The 16573-nt window shown below is 63.2% G+C and carries 13 protein-coding genes and 1 tRNA gene; 9 read left to right on the forward strand and 5 right to left on the reverse strand.

Features of this window, described 5'->3' with window-relative positions:
* Positions 1 to 78: 78 nt before the first annotated feature.
* Positions 79 to 1398: a site-specific integrase gene (locus WG907_RS09440; RefSeq protein ID WP_340232530.1), complete on the forward strand. Its 1320-nt coding sequence runs from the start codon at positions 79 to 81 to the stop codon at positions 1396 to 1398.
* A 41-nt stretch (positions 1399 to 1439) separates the two neighbouring features.
* Here WG907_RS09440 and WG907_RS09445 read toward each other — a convergent pair.
* A tRNA-Val gene (locus WG907_RS09445) sits at positions 1440 to 1514 on the reverse strand.
* A 127-nt stretch (positions 1515 to 1641) separates the two neighbouring features.
* Between WG907_RS09445 and WG907_RS09450 the strand changes: the two genes are divergently transcribed.
* Positions 1642 to 2970 (forward strand): dicarboxylate/amino acid:cation symporter, encoded by a 1329-nt coding sequence (locus WG907_RS09450; protein WP_340232531.1) that lies wholly within the window; start codon positions 1642 to 1644, stop codon positions 2968 to 2970.
* Between the two features lie 8 nt (positions 2971 to 2978).
* Here WG907_RS09450 and cpdR read toward each other — a convergent pair whose 3' ends face one another.
* Positions 2979 to 3356 (reverse strand): cell cycle two-component system response regulator CpdR, encoded by a 378-nt coding sequence (cpdR, locus tag WG907_RS09455; protein WP_340232532.1) that lies wholly within the window; start codon positions 3354 to 3356, stop codon positions 2979 to 2981.
* Positions 3357 to 3514: 158 nt separating this feature from the next.
* Between cpdR and WG907_RS09460 the strand changes: the two genes are divergently transcribed.
* Complete coding sequence (locus WG907_RS09460) at positions 3515 to 4408, forward strand: N-formylglutamate amidohydrolase (protein WP_445326797.1); 894 nt, start codon at positions 3515 to 3517, stop codon at positions 4406 to 4408.
* A 4-nt stretch (positions 4409 to 4412) separates the two neighbouring features.
* On the opposite strand, the gene WG907_RS09465 is transcribed toward WG907_RS09460, so the two are convergent.
* Positions 4413 to 6320 (reverse strand): acyltransferase family protein, encoded by a 1908-nt coding sequence (locus WG907_RS09465; RefSeq protein ID WP_340232533.1) that lies wholly within the window; start codon positions 6318 to 6320, stop codon positions 4413 to 4415.
* A 142-nt stretch (positions 6321 to 6462) separates the two neighbouring features.
* Between WG907_RS09465 and WG907_RS09470 the strand changes: the two genes are divergently transcribed.
* The 4 genes from WG907_RS09470 (at position 6463) to WG907_RS09485 (ending at position 12116) form a co-directional block, all read left to right on the forward strand.
* The gene (locus tag WG907_RS09470) at positions 6463 to 7959 is read left to right on the forward strand and encodes an ATPase domain-containing protein (RefSeq protein WP_340232534.1); all 1497 of its coding nucleotides are present in this window, start codon (positions 6463 to 6465) and stop codon (positions 7957 to 7959) included.
* A complete protein-coding gene (locus WG907_RS09475; RefSeq protein WP_340232535.1) occupies positions 7956 to 10001 on the forward strand; it encodes a hybrid sensor histidine kinase/response regulator in 2046 nt (681 codons plus the stop codon). The genes WG907_RS09470 and WG907_RS09475 overlap by 4 nt, the downstream gene beginning before the upstream one ends.
* Positions 10002 to 10037: 36 nt before the next feature.
* On the forward strand, positions 10038 to 11678 hold the full coding sequence (locus tag WG907_RS09480; RefSeq protein WP_340232536.1) for an FMN-binding glutamate synthase family protein: 1641 nt from the start codon (positions 10038 to 10040) through the stop codon (positions 11676 to 11678).
* A gap of 105 nt (positions 11679 to 11783) precedes the next feature.
* Positions 11784 to 12116 carry a DUF6481 family protein gene (locus WG907_RS09485; protein WP_340232537.1) on the forward strand — a complete coding sequence of 111 codons (333 nt, stop codon included), beginning with the start codon at positions 11784 to 11786 and terminating at the stop codon, positions 12114 to 12116.
* A gap of 191 nt (positions 12117 to 12307) precedes the next feature.
* On the opposite strand, the gene WG907_RS09490 is transcribed toward WG907_RS09485, so the two are convergent.
* Both WG907_RS09490 and WG907_RS09495 read right to left on the reverse strand, forming a co-directional pair.
* Positions 12308 to 13678 (reverse strand): class II 3-deoxy-7-phosphoheptulonate synthase, encoded by a 1371-nt coding sequence (locus tag WG907_RS09490; protein ID WP_340232538.1) that lies wholly within the window; start codon positions 13676 to 13678, stop codon positions 12308 to 12310.
* A 74-nt stretch (positions 13679 to 13752) separates the two neighbouring features.
* Positions 13753 to 15267, reverse strand: a complete 1515-nt coding sequence (locus WG907_RS09495) for a cysteine--tRNA ligase (RefSeq protein WP_340233014.1) — start codon at positions 15265 to 15267, stop codon at positions 13753 to 13755.
* A 306-nt stretch (positions 15268 to 15573) separates the two neighbouring features.
* On the opposite strand from WG907_RS09495, the gene WG907_RS09500 reads away from it, so the two are divergent.
* Together WG907_RS09500 and WG907_RS09505 are read left to right on the forward strand one after the other, a co-directional pair.
* Positions 15574 to 16266: a Bax inhibitor-1/YccA family protein gene (locus WG907_RS09500; RefSeq protein WP_340233016.1), complete on the forward strand. Its 693-nt coding sequence runs from the start codon at positions 15574 to 15576 to the stop codon at positions 16264 to 16266.
* A 4-nt stretch (positions 16267 to 16270) separates the two neighbouring features.
* Positions 16271 to 16564, forward strand: coding sequence for a TFIIB-type zinc ribbon-containing protein (locus WG907_RS09505; protein WP_340232539.1), 294 nt, complete (start codon positions 16271 to 16273; stop codon positions 16562 to 16564).
* Positions 16565 to 16573 lie beyond the last annotated feature (9 nt).

Here is a 16573-nt window from a genome sequence, read left to right on the forward strand (position 1 = left end):
CCTCGATGTCCTCGCTGACATCGGCCTGGTCGAATCCCTGGCCGTCTCCAAAGCGCATTTGTTGAAGGAGCAAGCCCGATGTCGGCTGTCAAAGGGGGAATATATCAGCGCGGAGAGTTCTGGCTCGACTATGCCCGGGGGGCCGGCGGCGAACCAATCAGCAACCGATGGTATATCTGGTGGTATGACACAGACTCAGGACATCAGCGCCGCAAGACGACGGGCACGACAGACGTTCGACTAGCATGCGATGCTTTGGACGTTCATTATCTTGCCGTTCACCGCCCGACTGTCGGGGAACAAGTACTCTACAGTGTCCCCGAGGCAATGACCGACTACTGGCTCGAGCATGGCAGCAATCAGGTGAGCGCTGTGGCGATAAAGGCGCGCCTGAAGCTGATGACCCGTTTCATGGACGTTGAAGCGGATGCGGGGAGGTTGACCGACCCATTCCTTCCCGACGACCTCGATGATCGTTTTCTGAATCGCTTTCGGCAATGGGCACTGGCGGAACCGATCATTGCACGCAAAAAAGATGCTCAAGGCCAATGGATCGAAGGTAAGCGACGCCCTCGCAGCGCGGCCACGGTAGAAGAAAGCATCATCCAGTTGAAAGCGGCGCTTGCGCACGCATTTAAGGCGCGACGCACGCGGTACGTTCCGCCTCTCCAGCACAAAACGCGTGACAAGGTGACGCCACAGCGGACATATCGTTTATCCGTCGACGCGATTGCGGAGCTGTTGGACTTCTCGCTTAACGGAGCGGGAACCTACAGCGGACATGCCGACCGTCTCCTCCCGTTTCGCCGATATCTAGTCGGATCGATAACGACCTTGGCCCGACCCGATGCGATTCTCGATATGAGCGTTCGGCCTGGGCGAGGCCAGTGGATGCAGGAAGAACGCCTGTTTGCGCTAAACCCGGCGAGCCGCATACAGACCAAGAAAGTGCGGCCAACCGTTCCCGTGATCGACCTCTTGCATTCATGGCTGAGTGCTACCGACGACTGGCTCGTATGCAGGGAGCGAAAGAGGTGTGACCCAGAAGAGCAAGCCGAACTGATCGAGCAGATTCGCGTAGCCTCCATCAAGAGTAGTTGGAACAGCGCCCGCGACAAATTGGGCATTCCGCTTGGCTGGGGGCCAAAGCTTCTGCGTCACAGCATGGCAACGATCCTGGCCAATCGGCGTGTTGACCTCATCGAACTGGAAATCGCGCTTGGTCACCGGCCTTTCGGCAAGACGTCCAGCCGCTACGCCATCTTCGATCCTGATTATTTAGGCACAATCAGGGATGGGATCGAGGATGTCGTCTCTGATCTCACCAAAAAAGTCGGGTCGGCGCTTCACCCAAAACTCACCCAACAGCACGCAAATGTCACCGTCTTGCGCGCCTAACAAAAAATCCGCTAAGTCCTTGGACCTAGCGGATTTTTCGATGGTGGGCGTGGCAAGGATTGAACTTGCGACCCCTGCGATGTCAACACAGTGCTCTACCACTGAGCTACACGCCCACGGGAAGGCAGCCCATAGCGGGGGGTATCCTGCCGTGCAAGCCGAAATCTGCACTATCGCCGCCTAATCCGCTGGACAGGGCGGGGGCAGGCCATATGTTCGGCGCGAACAGGGGGACCAAATTCGATGCTGCCCACAACGTCACCGATCCAGGCCGCCCCGCGCCTGCCATTTTACCGGCAACTCTATATGCAGGTGCTTGTGGCGATCGCGCTGGGCGTCACTATCGGCCATATCTGGCCGGACGCGGGCGTCGCGCTGAAGCCGCTCGGCGACGGCTTCATCAAGCTGGTAAAGATGATCATCGCGCCGGTCATTTTTCTGACGATCGTCACCGGCATTGCCGGCATGAAGGAATTGGGCGCGATTGGCCGGGTCGCGGCCAAGGCCTTCGCCTACTTCCTGACCTTCTCCACCCTGGCGCTGGTCGTCGGCCTGATCGTCGCCAATGTCGTGCGTCCGGGCGAGGGGCTCAATATCGATCCGGCGACCCTCGACGCGGGCAAGGTCGCCGATTTCGCGCTCCAGGCGCATGACCGCACGTTAACCGGCTTCCTGCTGAACATCATCCCCAGCACTTTGATATCGGCGGTGGCGGAGGATAATATTCTCCAGACCCTGTTCGTCGCGATCCTGTTCGGCATTACGATGGTGCTGATCGGTGACAAGGGCAGGCCGCTGATGACGATCTTCGAATCGGCGAGCCATGCGATCTTCCGGCTGGTAGCGATCCTGATGAAGGCAGCGCCGATCGGCGCATTCGGCGCGATGGCCTTCACCATCGGCAAATATGGCGTCGGCACATTGGCCAACCTCGCCGGGCTGGTCGCGACCTTCTATCTGACGTCGCTGATCTTCGTCCTGGTCGTGCTCGGCACCGTCGCCTGGTTCGCGGGGTTCAACATCCTCCACCTCCTGCGCTACCTCAAGGCCGAATTGCTTCTGGTGCTCGGCACCTCCTCGTCGGAAGCAGCGCTGCCCAGCCTGATCGAGAAGATGGAGCGCGCCGGTTGCCGCAAGTCGGTAGTCGGGCTGGTCGTGCCGACCGGTTACAGCTTCAACCTCGACGGCACCAACATCTATATGACGCTGGCGGCCCTGTTCATCGCCCAGGCCTGCAATGTGCATCTGAGCCTGGAACAGCAGATATTGCTGCTGCTGGTCGCGATGATATCCAGCAAGGGCGCGGCGGGGGTAACGGGTGCGGGCTTCATCACGCTCGCTGCGACCTTGTCCATCGTGCCCTCGGTGCCGGTGGCGGGCATGGCCCTCATTCTCGGCGTCGACCGTTTCATGAGCGAATGTCGCAGCCTGACCAATTTCATCGGCAACGCGGTGGCGACCGTGGTCGTGTCGGCATGGGAAGATGGGCTGGACCGGGAACGATTCCGCGCGGCGATGGCGGGCATCCCGCTCGATCCGACGCCCGATGTCGAGGAAGTCATTCCCGACTGAAAGGCTCTTCAACTAAGGCCGGTCAGGCTTTCGCTGCCGAACATGCGCTCGACCTCCAGCACGAGGTCGCGCAGGTGGAAGGGCTTGGACAAGACCTTGGCCTGCGGCACGGCCTTCCCGGCTTTGAGCGAAACGGCGGCAAAGCCGGTGATGAACATGATCCGCATATCCGGGGCCACGGCCGCTGCATGCTGGGCCAGTTCGATGCCGTCCATTTCGGGCATCACGATGTCCGTCAGCAACAGGTCGAAGCGATCGGCGCCGATATGGGGCAGCGCCTCTGTCCCGGTGCTCACGGCGACCACGTCATAGCCTGACCGTTCCAACGCCCGTGCCAGATAGGTGCGCATGCTTTCGTCATCTTCCGCCAGCAGGATTCGCACCATCGCCCCAACTATCCCGTCATCAGCCCTGTGGCTATTCCATGCCCGTCCCGGCTTGCATCAGCGCAGCGGGGTGGCACCCCCCGCCGATATATGCGACAAGGTTTAATTATTATCCAGCCAGGTAACTATTTTTGCCCGAGGCGCTGAAAGGACACCTGTTGGCGAATTCCGCACCGCGTCCTCCGGTCGAAATGACGCCTGCCTTTCATCGCTTTGGGCCGGATATCCCCATAAGCCCGGTAATCATATCGGTCCCCCATGCGGGACGCGCCTATAGCGACGCCTTGCTTGGTGCCGCGCGCGTCAGTCTGGCGGTGCTGAGGCGGCTGGAGGACCGCTGGGTCGATTGTCTTGCCCATGATTTGATCGCGAGCGGCTCCAGCGTGATGATCGCGCAAGCGCCGCGCGCCTGCATCGATCTCAACCGCCACGAGCGGGAGATCGACCCGGTCATGATCACGGGAATACCGCCAGGCGCGCCGCTTCAGGCCAGCATCAAATTGCGCGGGGGCCTCGGCCTCATCCCTCGCCGCGTGCCCGGCGCGAATGAATTGTGGCGGGCGCTGCTGCCCTGGTCGGAAGTGCAGCGGCGGATCGCCCTGATCCACCGGCCCTATCACGCGGCGCTGACCCGATTGATGCAGGCGGCCCGCGAGGCTCACGGCCATGCGATCCTCATCGACTTGCATTCGATGCCGCCATTGCCCCCGGCGGCGGCGGGGCGGGCGGCGGCCCAGCTGGTCCTCGGCGACAGGTTCGGGCGCAGCGCGTCGGCGCGGCTGATGACGCTGGCCGCCGATGTCGCGGCCGGGCATGGCGTCGTCGCCGCTCAGAACCACCCCTATCCCGGCGATCATCTGATCGAACGCCACGGCCGGCCCGCGCATGCGATGCACGCCTTGCAGCTGGAGGTCGACCGCTCGCTCTATCTCGATGCCGCGCTGGACGGTCCGGGACCGGGGCTGGCCGTCGCGCGGGCGATGATCACCGCGATCGCCGGCGCGCTGGCGCAGGAACTGCCCCGCGCTTCGATCGCGCTGGCGGCGGAATAACGTCTCAGCCGTAAGGCGAAGCTCGAGCCACGATCAGGCGCGCCGCCGTCAGGCTCGGATGATGCGAATCGAAATAAAGCGGCTTGCCCTCGCGGACGATGTCGCATGTGGCTTTGCGGCATAGCGACGCCACCGGTTCTATGACGCGCACGCCGCTCCGCCGCCAGCCGTTGATGAACCCCCGCAGATGCACGGTTCTCGCTTCGATCGTCGCGCGGTCCATGCCCAGCGCGCGTGAGAGTTGCCCGGCCCGCGCAAGGTGCGCCAGGCGGCGAGGCACGTCGAACGGCTGAGGCGGCACGGGGCCGATCAGCACGACCTCACGACCCAGCCGCCTCAGCGCGCCGATGGTGCCGTCCAGCTTGCGAAGAAAGGCCGGGTCGTCAAACTGTCCATTGGCCCAGAAGGCGGCAAGATAGACGCGGCGCAGATGCGGGTCCGCACGGATGGAATCGAAGGCCGCGTTGTTGGCGCGGACGCAGCGCGGGTCCTTCGGCGCGTCATAGCCCAACACCGGCGGACAGCTTGACGTGGTGCGTTCGATCAACGCGTGGCCATGCGCTTTCGCAGCCTCCGACAAGGCATAGGCCATTTCCACGCCGTGACTGTCGCCCCACAGCATCGCGTCGGGCCGCGTACTCGCGCCCAGCACACAGGGCGCTGCGCCCCGCATGAAGCTATCGTGGCAGCGTTTGCGCATCGGGCTGATATCGTCGCGCCCGGCGATCAACCCCAAAACCTCTGGCGAGAAGCGCGAGGACCACGGCCCGGCGAAGATCAGGGCCGCCGACAGCGCGCTTAGCAACAGCATCGCGCCGCTGGTGAATTGAAAGACGCGCCGGGAGGGCACGCGCCGCGCGTCGCGAAAAGGCCGTTCGACGAAGCGCCAGGACAGGGTCGCCGCGGCGATCGAGGCGGCAATCACGATGATTCGCACGGCACCCGTCAGCGGTATGTCCGTCGCATATTCGGTGAGCACGATCAGCGGCCAGTGCCACAAATAAAGCGAATAGGAGATAAGGCCGACCCCCACGACCGGCGGCAAGGTGAGCAGGCGGCCGGCGAGCGTATGCGGGGCGCAATGCAGCAGCGCCGCGGCGCCCAGTACCGGGGCGAGGGCGGTGACGCCAGGGAATATAGTGTCGCGATTATAGCAGGCGACGGCCAGCGCGATGGCCACCAGCCCGCCGAACGCGATCACTTCCCGCTGCCATCGCGTGCGAACCGCCGGAACCGCCCCGAGCGCCAGCAGCGCGCCCGCTAACAATTCCCAGGCGCGGGTGGGCAGCAGATAGAAGGTGAAGCCGCTGGTATCGCGCTGCATCAGGATCGCGAGCAGGAGCGACGCCGCCGTGATGACGCCCACAGCCGCCGTTCGCCAGCGCGGCGCAAAGCGCGCGACCAGCATGAGCAGGATCGGGAAGCCGATATAAAATTGCTCCTCCACCGCCAGCGACCATGTGTGGAGCAGGGGCTTGGTATCGGCCCCGCCGGAAAAATAGCCGGTATCGGTGAAGAACCAGAGGTTGGACGAAAACAGGGTCGCGGCGAGTGCCGACTTTGGCACGCTTTCGATATCGCCAGGCAGATAGAGCCACGCTGCCGCGCCCAGCACGACCATTATCATCAGGCTCAGTGCTGGCATGATCCGCCGAAACCGCCGCTCATAGAATCGAACGAGCGAAAATCGCTGCTCGTCCACTTCGCGGGCGATGATGCCGGTGATGAGGAAACCCGAAATCACGAAAAACACGTCGACGCCGACATAGCCGCCCGAAAAACCGCCGATATGGGCGTGAAACAGCAGCACAGGCAAAATCGCGATCGCGCGCAACCCGTCGATATCGGGGCGATAGCGATCACCCGTCGGCAGGGCGGATGTGATCCCTGTTGCTGACGCTGGTCCGTGCATGCAAGCGCTCTAGCGCGAAAGCCCTGCGATTCCTTTACCATCTGCACCAGGTTATTGATCGTTAATCTCGATCAATCCGTCTTGCATTCAGGAGTTTCTTTCGCTGTGATACCTCATTCGCGTTTCGAGCGTTAGACGGGATATGCAAGTGCTTCAGGACATGGATGAACAGGCTCGGACCGGAGTCGAGGGACTGGATGAAATTCTCGCAGGGGGGCTGACGCGCGGTCGGCTGTTCCTGCTGGAAGGCAGTCCGGGAACCGGCAAGACCACGATCGCGACCCAGTTTTTGATGACGGGGGCGGCACGGGGCGAATCCTGTCTTTATGTCACCCTGTCGGAAACCGACGAGGAGTTGCGCGACAGTGCGGCGTCGCACGGCTGGGACCTGACAGGCGTCGAGGTTTTCGAGCTTGTGCCGCCGGAAAGCCTGTTGGACGCCGAACAGCAGCAGAGCCTGCTTTACTCGTCGGACCTGGAACTGGGTGAAACGACGAAGCGCATCTTCGAGGCGTTCGACCGGATCAAACCCGACCGGGTGGTGTTGGACAGCCTGTCGGAAATCCGTCTTCTGGCGCAGAGTTCGTTACGCTATCGACGCCAGATCCTTGCGCTAAAGCATTTTTTCGCGACGCAAAAGGCGACCGTCTTGATGCTCGACGATATGACCGCCGATGTTGCGGACAAGACGGTGCATAGCGTCGCGCATGGTGTCGTGCGGCTGGAGGAACTATCCCCCAATTACGGGCCCGAACGCCGTCGCATGCGCGCCATCAAATATCGCGGACGGCGGTTTCGCAGCGGTTTCCATGATTTTTCCATCGATACGGGCGCTGTCCGGGTCTTTCCGAGGCTGGTGGCGGCTGAACATAAGGGCGATTTCGCGCGCGATATTTTGCAGAGTGATATTCCTGAACTCGACGCGCTTCTCGGCGGGGGCGTGGATCGGGGGTCGAGCATCCTCGTCCTAGGTCCGGCCGGAACGGGCAAGTCGCTACTGAACCTGACCTTCGTTACAGCAGCCATTGCGCGTGGCGAGCGGGCGGCCATGTTCATCTTCGATGAAGAAATTGGCCTGCTGTTCAATCGCGCGCTTGCGCTGGGCATCGACATGCGCCGGCTGGTCGACGATGGACAACTGATCGTTCAACAGGTGGATGCGGCCGAACTCACGCCAGGCGAATTTTCCCATCGCGTGCGTAGCTGTGTCGAGGATCAGGCGGTTCGCACGATCGTGATCGACAGTCTAAACGGCTATCAGGCGGCGATGCCTGAAGAAAATGCGCTGGTTCTTCATATGCACGAACTGCTGCAATATCTCAATCGTCAGGGCGCGACGACCTTCCTGTCTGTCGCCCAGCATGGACTGGTCGGCGACATGAAGGCGCCGATCGATATCACCTATCTCGCCGACACGGTGATTTTACTGCGCTATTTCGAAGCGTCGGGCCGCGTGCGCCGGGCTATCTCCGTCATCAAGAAACGAACTGGATCGCATGAGGACACGATACGCGAATATCGGATCGGCAGTACCGGCATCCGGATGGGAGAACCGTTGGTCGGCTTCCACGGCGTGCTGCGGGGCGTGCCGACGTTCATGGGCGATGCGCCGGGGCTGTTGGGAGATCCGCCGACGTGATGTCCGGTCTGTTCGAACGCGCGCTCATCCTCGCACCCCATGGGCGCGACGCCTCGGTCGCCGCGACGATCCTTCAGGAAGCGAGCATCCAGTCGACGCTGTGCGCTTCGGTGCCGACGCTGGTGGACAATCTCGAACAGGGCGCGGGCTTTGCGCTGCTGACCGAAGAAGGACTTCGATCGGCGGATCTCAGTCCGATCGCCCAATGGCTTGCGCAGCAGCCCGAATGGTCCGATTTTCCGTTCATCCTGTTGACGCACAAGGGCGGGGGGCTCGAGCGCAACCCCGCCGCCCGGCGTTTTCTCGACGCGCTTGGCAATGTGACGTTTCTCGAACGGCCCTTTCACCCTACGACCTTGATCAGCCTTGCCCAGTCCGCCCTGCGCGGACGGCGACGCCAATATGATGCGCGCTCGCGCCTCGCAGAGCTGCACCGCGGCGCGGCCAAATATCGGTCCCTTTTCGATTCGATCGATTCGGGCTTTTGCATCATCGAAATGCAGTTCGACGACGCCGGCAGGCCGATCGACTATCTTTTTCTGGAAGCCAATCCCGCCTTTGCCCGGCAGACCGGTCTCACCGATGCGGTCGGCCGGTCGATGCGATCGCTCGTGCCCGATCATGAGCAATATTGGTTCGACCGATATGGCGATGTCGTAAAGAGCGGCGAACATAGCCGGTTCGAGGAATATGCCGGCGCGCTGGGTGATATCTGGTATGAAATTTACGCATTCCCGGCGGGGGAGCCGGCCTCCAACCAGCTCGCGGTCCTGTTCAACGATATTTCCGAGCGCCGCCGCATGGAGGGCGCGCTGCGCGAGAGCGAAGAGCGGCTGCGGCGGCTGAACGAAACGCTGGAAGAGCGCGTCGCCGAACGCACGCAAGCGCTCGAAAAGACGCAGGACGCGCTTCGCCAGTCGCAAAAGCTCGAATCGATGGGCCAGCTTACTGGCGGCGTCGCGCATGATTTCAACAATCTGCTGACTCCTATCGTGGGCAGCCTCGACCTGCTGCACCGCCGGGGCATCGGCAGCGATCGCGAGCGCAAGCTGATCGAGGGCGCGATGCAATCGGCGGACCGCGCCAAAACGCTGGTTCAGCGCTTGCTGGCGTTCGCCCGCCGACAGCCCTTGCAGGCGACGGCTGTCGATACGGCGGCGCTGGTCCGCGATCTGGCAGACCTGATCGGTTCGACATGCGGGCCGCGCGTCCGTCTCACCTTCGCGATCGACGACAATCTTCCGCCCGCGCTGGCTGACGCGAACCAGATCGAGATGGCGCTGCTCAATCTGGCGGTGAACGCGCGCGACGCGATGCCCAACGGCGGTGCGCTGACCATCGGCCTGGCCAAAGAAAGTCTTGCCGCGGTCAATGCCGTCGGCCTGCCACTGGGCGCCTATATTCGCCTGACCGTGACTGACACCGGGATCGGTATGGACAAGGCGACGATGGCCAAGGCGATCGAGCCTTTCTTCACGACCAAGGGCATCGGTCAGGGGACCGGGCTGGGCTTGTCGATGGTTCATGGCCTCGCGGCGCAGCTGGGCGGAGCGCTCGGCATGGAAAGTATGCCGGGCCGGGGAACGACCGTCAGTCTGTGGCTGCCGGTGAGCCGTCAGCAGCCGACATCGCTCGCTGCGGTCAACAGCATCGATCTGTATGGCGTGGATCGCGGCACGGCGCTGGTGGTCGATGACGAGGATCTGGTCAGGGCGAGTACCGTGCACATGCTGGGCGAGCTGGGTTATGAGGTCATCGAGGCGGACTCTGCCGAAGCCGCGCTGACGTTGCTGAACGATGGCCCTCATGTCGACCTGCTGGTGACCGATCATCTGATGCCCGGCCTGTCGGGCACCGACCTTGCCCACCAGGTGCGGGTGCACCATCCCGACATCCGCGTGCTCGTGATCTCGGGCTATGCCGAAGGCAAGGGGATCGCGCCCGACCTGCCGCGCCTGACCAAGCCGTTCAAACAGCAAGACCTCGCCGCCAGCCTCGCGCTTCTGGACCGGCCGGAACAGCAGATCACGCGCACGCATTAGGCGGACAAATTCGCGCGAACCCGAAAAGGAACAAGCATGCGGAATGCTAATATCGGCGCGGCGCTCTTTACCGACCGGCCGATCAGCCGCAACAGCCTGCTCTGGCTGGGGCTGGGCGTTACGGCAGCCATTTTCGCGGTCGCCCGCCACCATCCCTTGCTCTATTGGGGGCTGTTGATCACTCTTCCGGCGCTGGTCATCGCGCTGGTCGATCTGGTGCAGAGCGAGCACAGCCTGCGGCGCAATTTCCCCGGCACTGCGCGGTTCCGCTGGCTTTTCGAATGGCTGCGGCCCTTCCTGCGCGCCTATATCGTCGAAAGCGATCTGGATGGCCGGCCGTTCAGCCATGACGAGCGCGCGCTCGTCTATGCGCGGGCGAAGGGCGATGTCGACGCACATCCGTTCGGCACGGAACTCGATGTCTATTCCGGGGAATATGAATGGCTCGCCCATTCGATCACGCCCAACCCGCAAGCCCCGCGCGACATGCGCGTCATGGTCGGGTCGGATCAGTGCGCACGGCCCTATTCGGCGTCACGCCTCAATATTTCGGCGATGAGCTTCGGATCGCTGGGGCAAAATGCGATCGAGGCTCTCAATCAGGGCGCGAAGATCGGCGGCTTCTACCATGATACGGGGGAAGGCGGGATTTCGCCCTATCACCTCAAACATGGCGGCGACATCGTGTGGGAACTGGGATCGGGCTATTTCGGGTGTCGCGATGCGCAGGGCCGGTTCGACCCCGCCTTGTTCCGTGACCGGGCCAGCCATGAGTCTGTGCGGATGACCGAGATCAAGCTGAGCCAGGGCGCCAAGCCCGGCCATGGCGGCCTGCTGCCCGGCGCGAAGGTGACAGCGGAGATCGCGGCGACGCGCAATGTGCCGCAGGGCGAGGATTGCCTTTCCCCGCCGGGTCACAGCGCTTTTTCCACCCCCAAGCAACTGGTCGAATTCGCCGCCCGCATGCGCGACCTGTCCGGCGGAAAGCCGGTCGGGATCAAGCTGTGCGTCGGTTTCCCCCATGAATTGTTCGCGATCGTCAAGGCGATGCTGGAGACGGGCATCTGGCTCGACTTCATCGTCATCGACGGAGCGGAAGGCGGCACGGGGGCCGCGCCGCAGGAATTGTCCGACCGGGTCGGCATGCCGCTGCGCGAAGGGTTGATCATCGCGCGTAATGCGCTGGTCGGTGCCGACCTAAAGGGCCAGGTGAAACTGGCGGCATCGGGAAAGGTCGCGTCCGGCGCGGCGATCGCGATGAATGCGGCGCTCGGGGCTGACTGGTGCAACGCTGCGCGCGCGTTCATGTTTTCGCTCGGATGCGTGCAGTCGATGCGGTGCCACACCGACACATGCCCCACCGGGGTCGCCACCCAGTCGGCCGCGCGGCAACGCGGCCTCGTCGTCCCGGATAAGGCCGAGCGGGTGGCGCGATTCCACGAATCGACGCTGCATGCGCTGCACGACATTGTCGTCGCCGCCGGGCTCAATTCGCCGGACGACTTCCGGCCCGGCCATCTGCGCCAGCGGATCAACGTCGCCGAAATGCGGCAGATGGACGAAATCTATCCGTTCGTGGCGCCGGGCGAACTGATCGCGGGGACCGCACATGCGACGCTGCGCCGCTGGTGGAACGCCGCCGATGCCGACAGCTTCCGCCGTCGCGATCTGGCCTGAATGGTGCGCCGCTGGCGCGTGATTGCAACTTTTCTCCCCTTTCGCGCCGATCCATGCTAGGCGGCGCGCTTCCCTTTTTCATCACTTCCAAGGACTATTCGAAAAATGGCCTCATATAAGGCGCCCAGTTTCAACGAACGCACGGCCCTCGCCGCGCAGGCGCGGCAGAAGGCGCTCGAAGCATTGAAAGCCAAGCCCCCGGTCGACCCAGCGGTGTTGGAAGAACGCAGGCTTGCGGCTGAAGCCAAGGAAGCCGCCAAAATCGCCGCCGCCGCCGAAAAGAAAGCGGCGCGGGAGGCCGAAAAGGCACGAATCGCGGCCGAAAAACAGGCTGCGATCGCGGCAAGGCCAGTGAAGGTCGAGAAAGTCGAAAAGACCGAAGCCGAAAAGAAGGCCGAGCGCGACGCGCGCTATGCGGCACGCAAGGCGCGCAAATAAGCGCTCCCCTTCAGCACAGCTCCTCTGACACCCCGTCGTCCCCGCGCAGGCGGGGACCCATTTACCCCCCCCCCTTGCGCGTCTGCGCTCGGGAAGCGCAACGTCCATTCCAGCGCGCGTCAGCTTGAATGGATCCCCGCCTTCGCGGGGATGACGGCAGTGGGAGAGAGGCACGCCTCCCTCCCCACGCCTCAGGCCGCCGCGCGGCGTTCCTTCAGTTCCTCGTTCAGCATTTCCGCCAGCAGGAACGCCAGTTCCAGGCTCTGCGCCGCGTTCAGGCGCGGATCGCAATGGGTGTGGTAGCGGTCCGCCAGCCCTTCATCGGTGATCGCGATCGCGCCGCCGGTGCATTCCGTGACATTCTGCCCCGTCATTTCGGCATGGATGCCGCCACCGAAGCTGCCTTCGGCGCGATGCACGGCGAAGAAGCCGCGCACTTCGGCCAGAATGCGATCGAACGGCCGGGTCTTGTAGCCATTGGCGGCCTTGATGACATTGCCGTGCATCGGATCGCATGACCAGACTACCGGATGGCCCTCGCGCAGCACCGCGCGCACCAGCTTGGGCAGGCCGGCCTCGATCTTGTCATGGCCATAGCGGGTGATGAGTGTGATGCGACCCGCCTCGCGGCTCGGATTGAGCAAGTCGAGCAGGCGCAGCAGCGCGTCCGGTTCCAGGCTGGGACCGCACTTCATGCCGATCGGATTGCCGATGCCGCGCAGATATTCGACATGGGCCGACCCTTCGAACCGGGTCCGGTCGCCGATCCACAGCATATGCGCGCTGGTGTCGTACCAGTCGCCGGTCAGCGAATCCTGCCGCGTCAGCGCCTGTTCGAACGGCAGCAGCAAAGCTTCGTGGCTGGTATAGAAGCTCGTCCCGCCAAGCTGCGGCACCGTTTCGGGGTTGAGACCGCAGGCGCGCATGAAGGCCAGCGCCTCGCCGATCCGATCGGCCATCGCCTCGAACTTGCTCGCCCACGGGCTGCGGCCCATGAAATCGAGCATCCAGCCATGCACCTGATCGAGACTGGCATAGCCGCCGGTCGAAAAGGCGCGGACCAGATTGAGCGTCGCCGCCGACTGATTATAGGCGCGCACCATCCGCTCCGGGTCCGGCTCGCGGGCCTCGGCCGTGAACGCCATGTCGTTCACATTGTCGCCGCGATAGCTCGGCAATTCGACGCCGCCAATGACTTCGGTATCGGCCGAACGCGGCTTGGCGAACTGGCCCGCCAGCCTGCCGACCTTCACCACCGGTAGCTTCGATGCAAAGGTCAGCACCACTGCCATCTGCAACAGCACGCGGAATGTGTCGCGGATGTTGTTGGGATGAAATTCCGCGAAACTCTCCGCGCAATCTCCGCCTTGCAGCAAAAACGCCTCACCCGAAGCTGCTTTGCCCAGTTCGGCCTTCAGGTTGCGCGCCTCGCCTGCAAACACCAGCGGCGGAAAGCGGCCGAGTTGCGCCTCCACGGATGCGAGCGCATCCGCGTTGCGATAAGCGGGCATTTGAATGCCCTTATGATCGCGCCAGCTCGCTGGCGTCCATTTCGCCGCCACGTCACTTCACTCCTGCGGATTGAAAATAGGAGACGCACCTAAGCGCTGACCCGCGCAAAGGCAAGGCTGCCCCGTCAGCCGAGCGCCAGTCGCCAGTCCCAGCGCAACGGATCACCGTCCATCACCTCCACGCCGCGCGCGATCAGGGCGTCGCGGATCGCGTCGGAGGCGGCGAAATCCTTGTCGGCGCGGGCGCTCGTGCGGCGGTCCAGTTCGGCCTCGATCTCGTCCGGGGCGATCTGCGCATCCTTGGGCGTGATGCGCAGGTCGGCGCGGGTCAGGGTGAGCAGGTCAAAGCCCAGCGCCTGGTCGAAGGCAGCGATGAGGCACAGCTTTTCATCGACCGGCACTTTCTTGAGCGCGATCGCTTCTTCGAGCAGCGGCATCGCTCGCGGCGTCATCAGATCGTCGCTCAGTGCCGCGTCGAACTGCTCCAGCAAGGGTATGAGTTTGGGATGCAGATTGGCGCGCAAATAATCGAGGCGCGGCGATTGCCAGGTCACGCCTTCCGCCCGCGCCTTAAGTCCCTCGACACCCATTATAAGCCGCTTGAGCCGCGTCAGCGCGCCGGCCAGTCCGTGCGCGCTGAATTCCAGCTCGCTGCGATAATGGGCGCCAAGGCACAGCAGGCGATAGGCGATGGGGTGCACGCCCGCATCGATCAGCGAGAAGAGGGTGGTAAAGCCGCCCTTCGACTTCGACATCTTTCCCTGTCTGTCGACGAGGAAATTATTGTGCATCCACCAGCGCGCGCCGGTGAAGCCGGACACCGCATCCGTGCAGCCGCAATAGGCCTGATGATATGCCTGGTTTTGGGCGATCTCATTGGGATGGTGGATCTCGCGATGGTCGATGCCGCCGGTATGGATGTCGAACGGATGGCCCAGCCGGTCCAAGCTCATCACCGAACATTCAAGGTGCCAGCCCGGCGCGCCCTTGCCCCATGGCGAATCCCATTCCATCTGCCGTTGCTCGCCCGGCGGCGACTTGCGCCAGATCGCGAAATCGGACGGGTTGCGCTTGCCCGCGACCGGATCAATCCGGGCGTGAGCCGCGTCGTCCCGACCACCTGCCAGAGCACCGTAATCGGGCACGGTAAAGCTGTCGAAATACAGGCCGCTGTCCAGTTGGTAGCAATGGGTGGCAGCGATCTTTTCGGCAAAAGCGATCATCTGCGGGACATAATCGGTCGCCACCGTCCATTCGGTCGGCGCCATGATGTTCAGCGCGGCGATATTGGCTTTGAAGGCGTCGGTATAGTGCGCCGCTATGTCCCAGATGCTCTTCGCCGATGCGCGCGCGGCGGCCTCCATCTTGTCGTCGCCGGCGTCCGCATCCGACGTCAGATGGCCGACATCGGTGATGTTGATGATCTGCGTGACGTCCAGCCCCTTCCACAACAGGGTGCGCCGCAGCGTATCCACGAAGACATAGGCGCGCAGATTGCCGATATGCGCATAGTTGTAGACGGTCGGCCCGCAACTATAGACGCGCGCGTGGCCGGGGTCGATCGGGGCGAAGGGGTCGACCGCGCGGGTCAGGCTGTTGAACAGGCGCAGGGGCGCGTCGATATGCTTGGCGTCGGACATGGGTGGAGCGATGACGCCAAGCGGGGCGGGGGTCAATCCTTCCTGATGCCCGGTCAGTTTGTAACAAAATGTTTCCAGGCAAGCGGACCCCTTGCGCGGCCGCCGTCTGCCCCCGATATTGCTGGAGCGGGCCGGGCCCCTCTGGCGGTTGGTGAATACCAGCCGTGATGTCGGACCGCATCGAGTGTGCTCGGTGCAGGTTCGGGGATTTCGCCTCCCCCCTTAGAAACCCCCGAAGACCGCGCCGGGCCGCTCGATCCACTGGCAGATATGGATGGAGTTTTACCTGTGAACAATCCCGTACGCATGCCGGGCTATGGCGCCAGCCGGTCGGTGGATACCGATGCCGGCCTGCGCGCGCATATGCTGGGCGTTTTCCGCAACATGGGGCTTGGCCTCGTCATTACCGGCCTCGTCGCCGCCTTCATCGGCAATACGCCGGTGCTGGCCGCCGCGATCTTCGGTACGCCGCTCAAATGGGTGGCGATCTTCGCGCCGCTCGCCTTCGTGTTTTTCTTCAGCTTCCGCATCGACAAGATGACCACGGCGACCGCGCGCATGGCTTTCTGGGCGTTCTCCGCGGTGATGGGCGTGTCGCTCGCCAGCGTCTTTCTGGTGTTCACCGGCGGCAGCATCGCTCAGGCCTTTTTCTCCGCCGCCGTGATGTTCCTGGCAATGTCGCTATGGGGCTACACGACCAAGCGCGACCTGACTAAAATGGGCAGCTTCCTGATGATGGGCCTGATCGGCATCATCGTCGCCAGCCTCATCAACATCTTCATCGGATCGTCGGCGATGCAGATGGTGGTCTCGATCCTGGGCGTGGTGATCTTCACCGGCCTCACCGCCTGGGACACGCAGCGCATCAAGTCCGACTATTTCCAGTTCGCCGGGCATGAGGTCGCGGAAAAGGTGCAGGTCATGGGCGCGCTGTCGCTGTACCTGAATTTCGTTAACCTGTTCCAGATGCTGCTCAGCCTGACCGGCGATCGGGAGTAAAGGGATGCGCGATCAGGCCGCAATGTCGGCCATGCTCTGCCCGGTCTGTCATGTGGGGCTCCAGATGACGGACCGGCAGGGGGTGGAAATCGACTATTGCCCGCAATGCCGGGGCGTCTGGCTGGACCGGGGCGAACTGGACAAGATCATCGAGCGGTCGGCGGGGCAGGGCGCGCCGCTTGCGGCGCAGCGGGCGATTCAACAGCCGATATACCGGCCGGACCGGGGCTATGGCGACGACGGGCGCTACTATCAGAAAAAGCGCAAGAAAAGCTTTCTGGAAGAGCTTTTCGATTGAGAGAAGGGC

Source organism: Sphingobium fluminis (genome assembly GCF_037723805.1).
Lineage (GTDB): Bacteria > Pseudomonadota > Alphaproteobacteria > Sphingomonadales > Sphingomonadaceae > Sphingobium.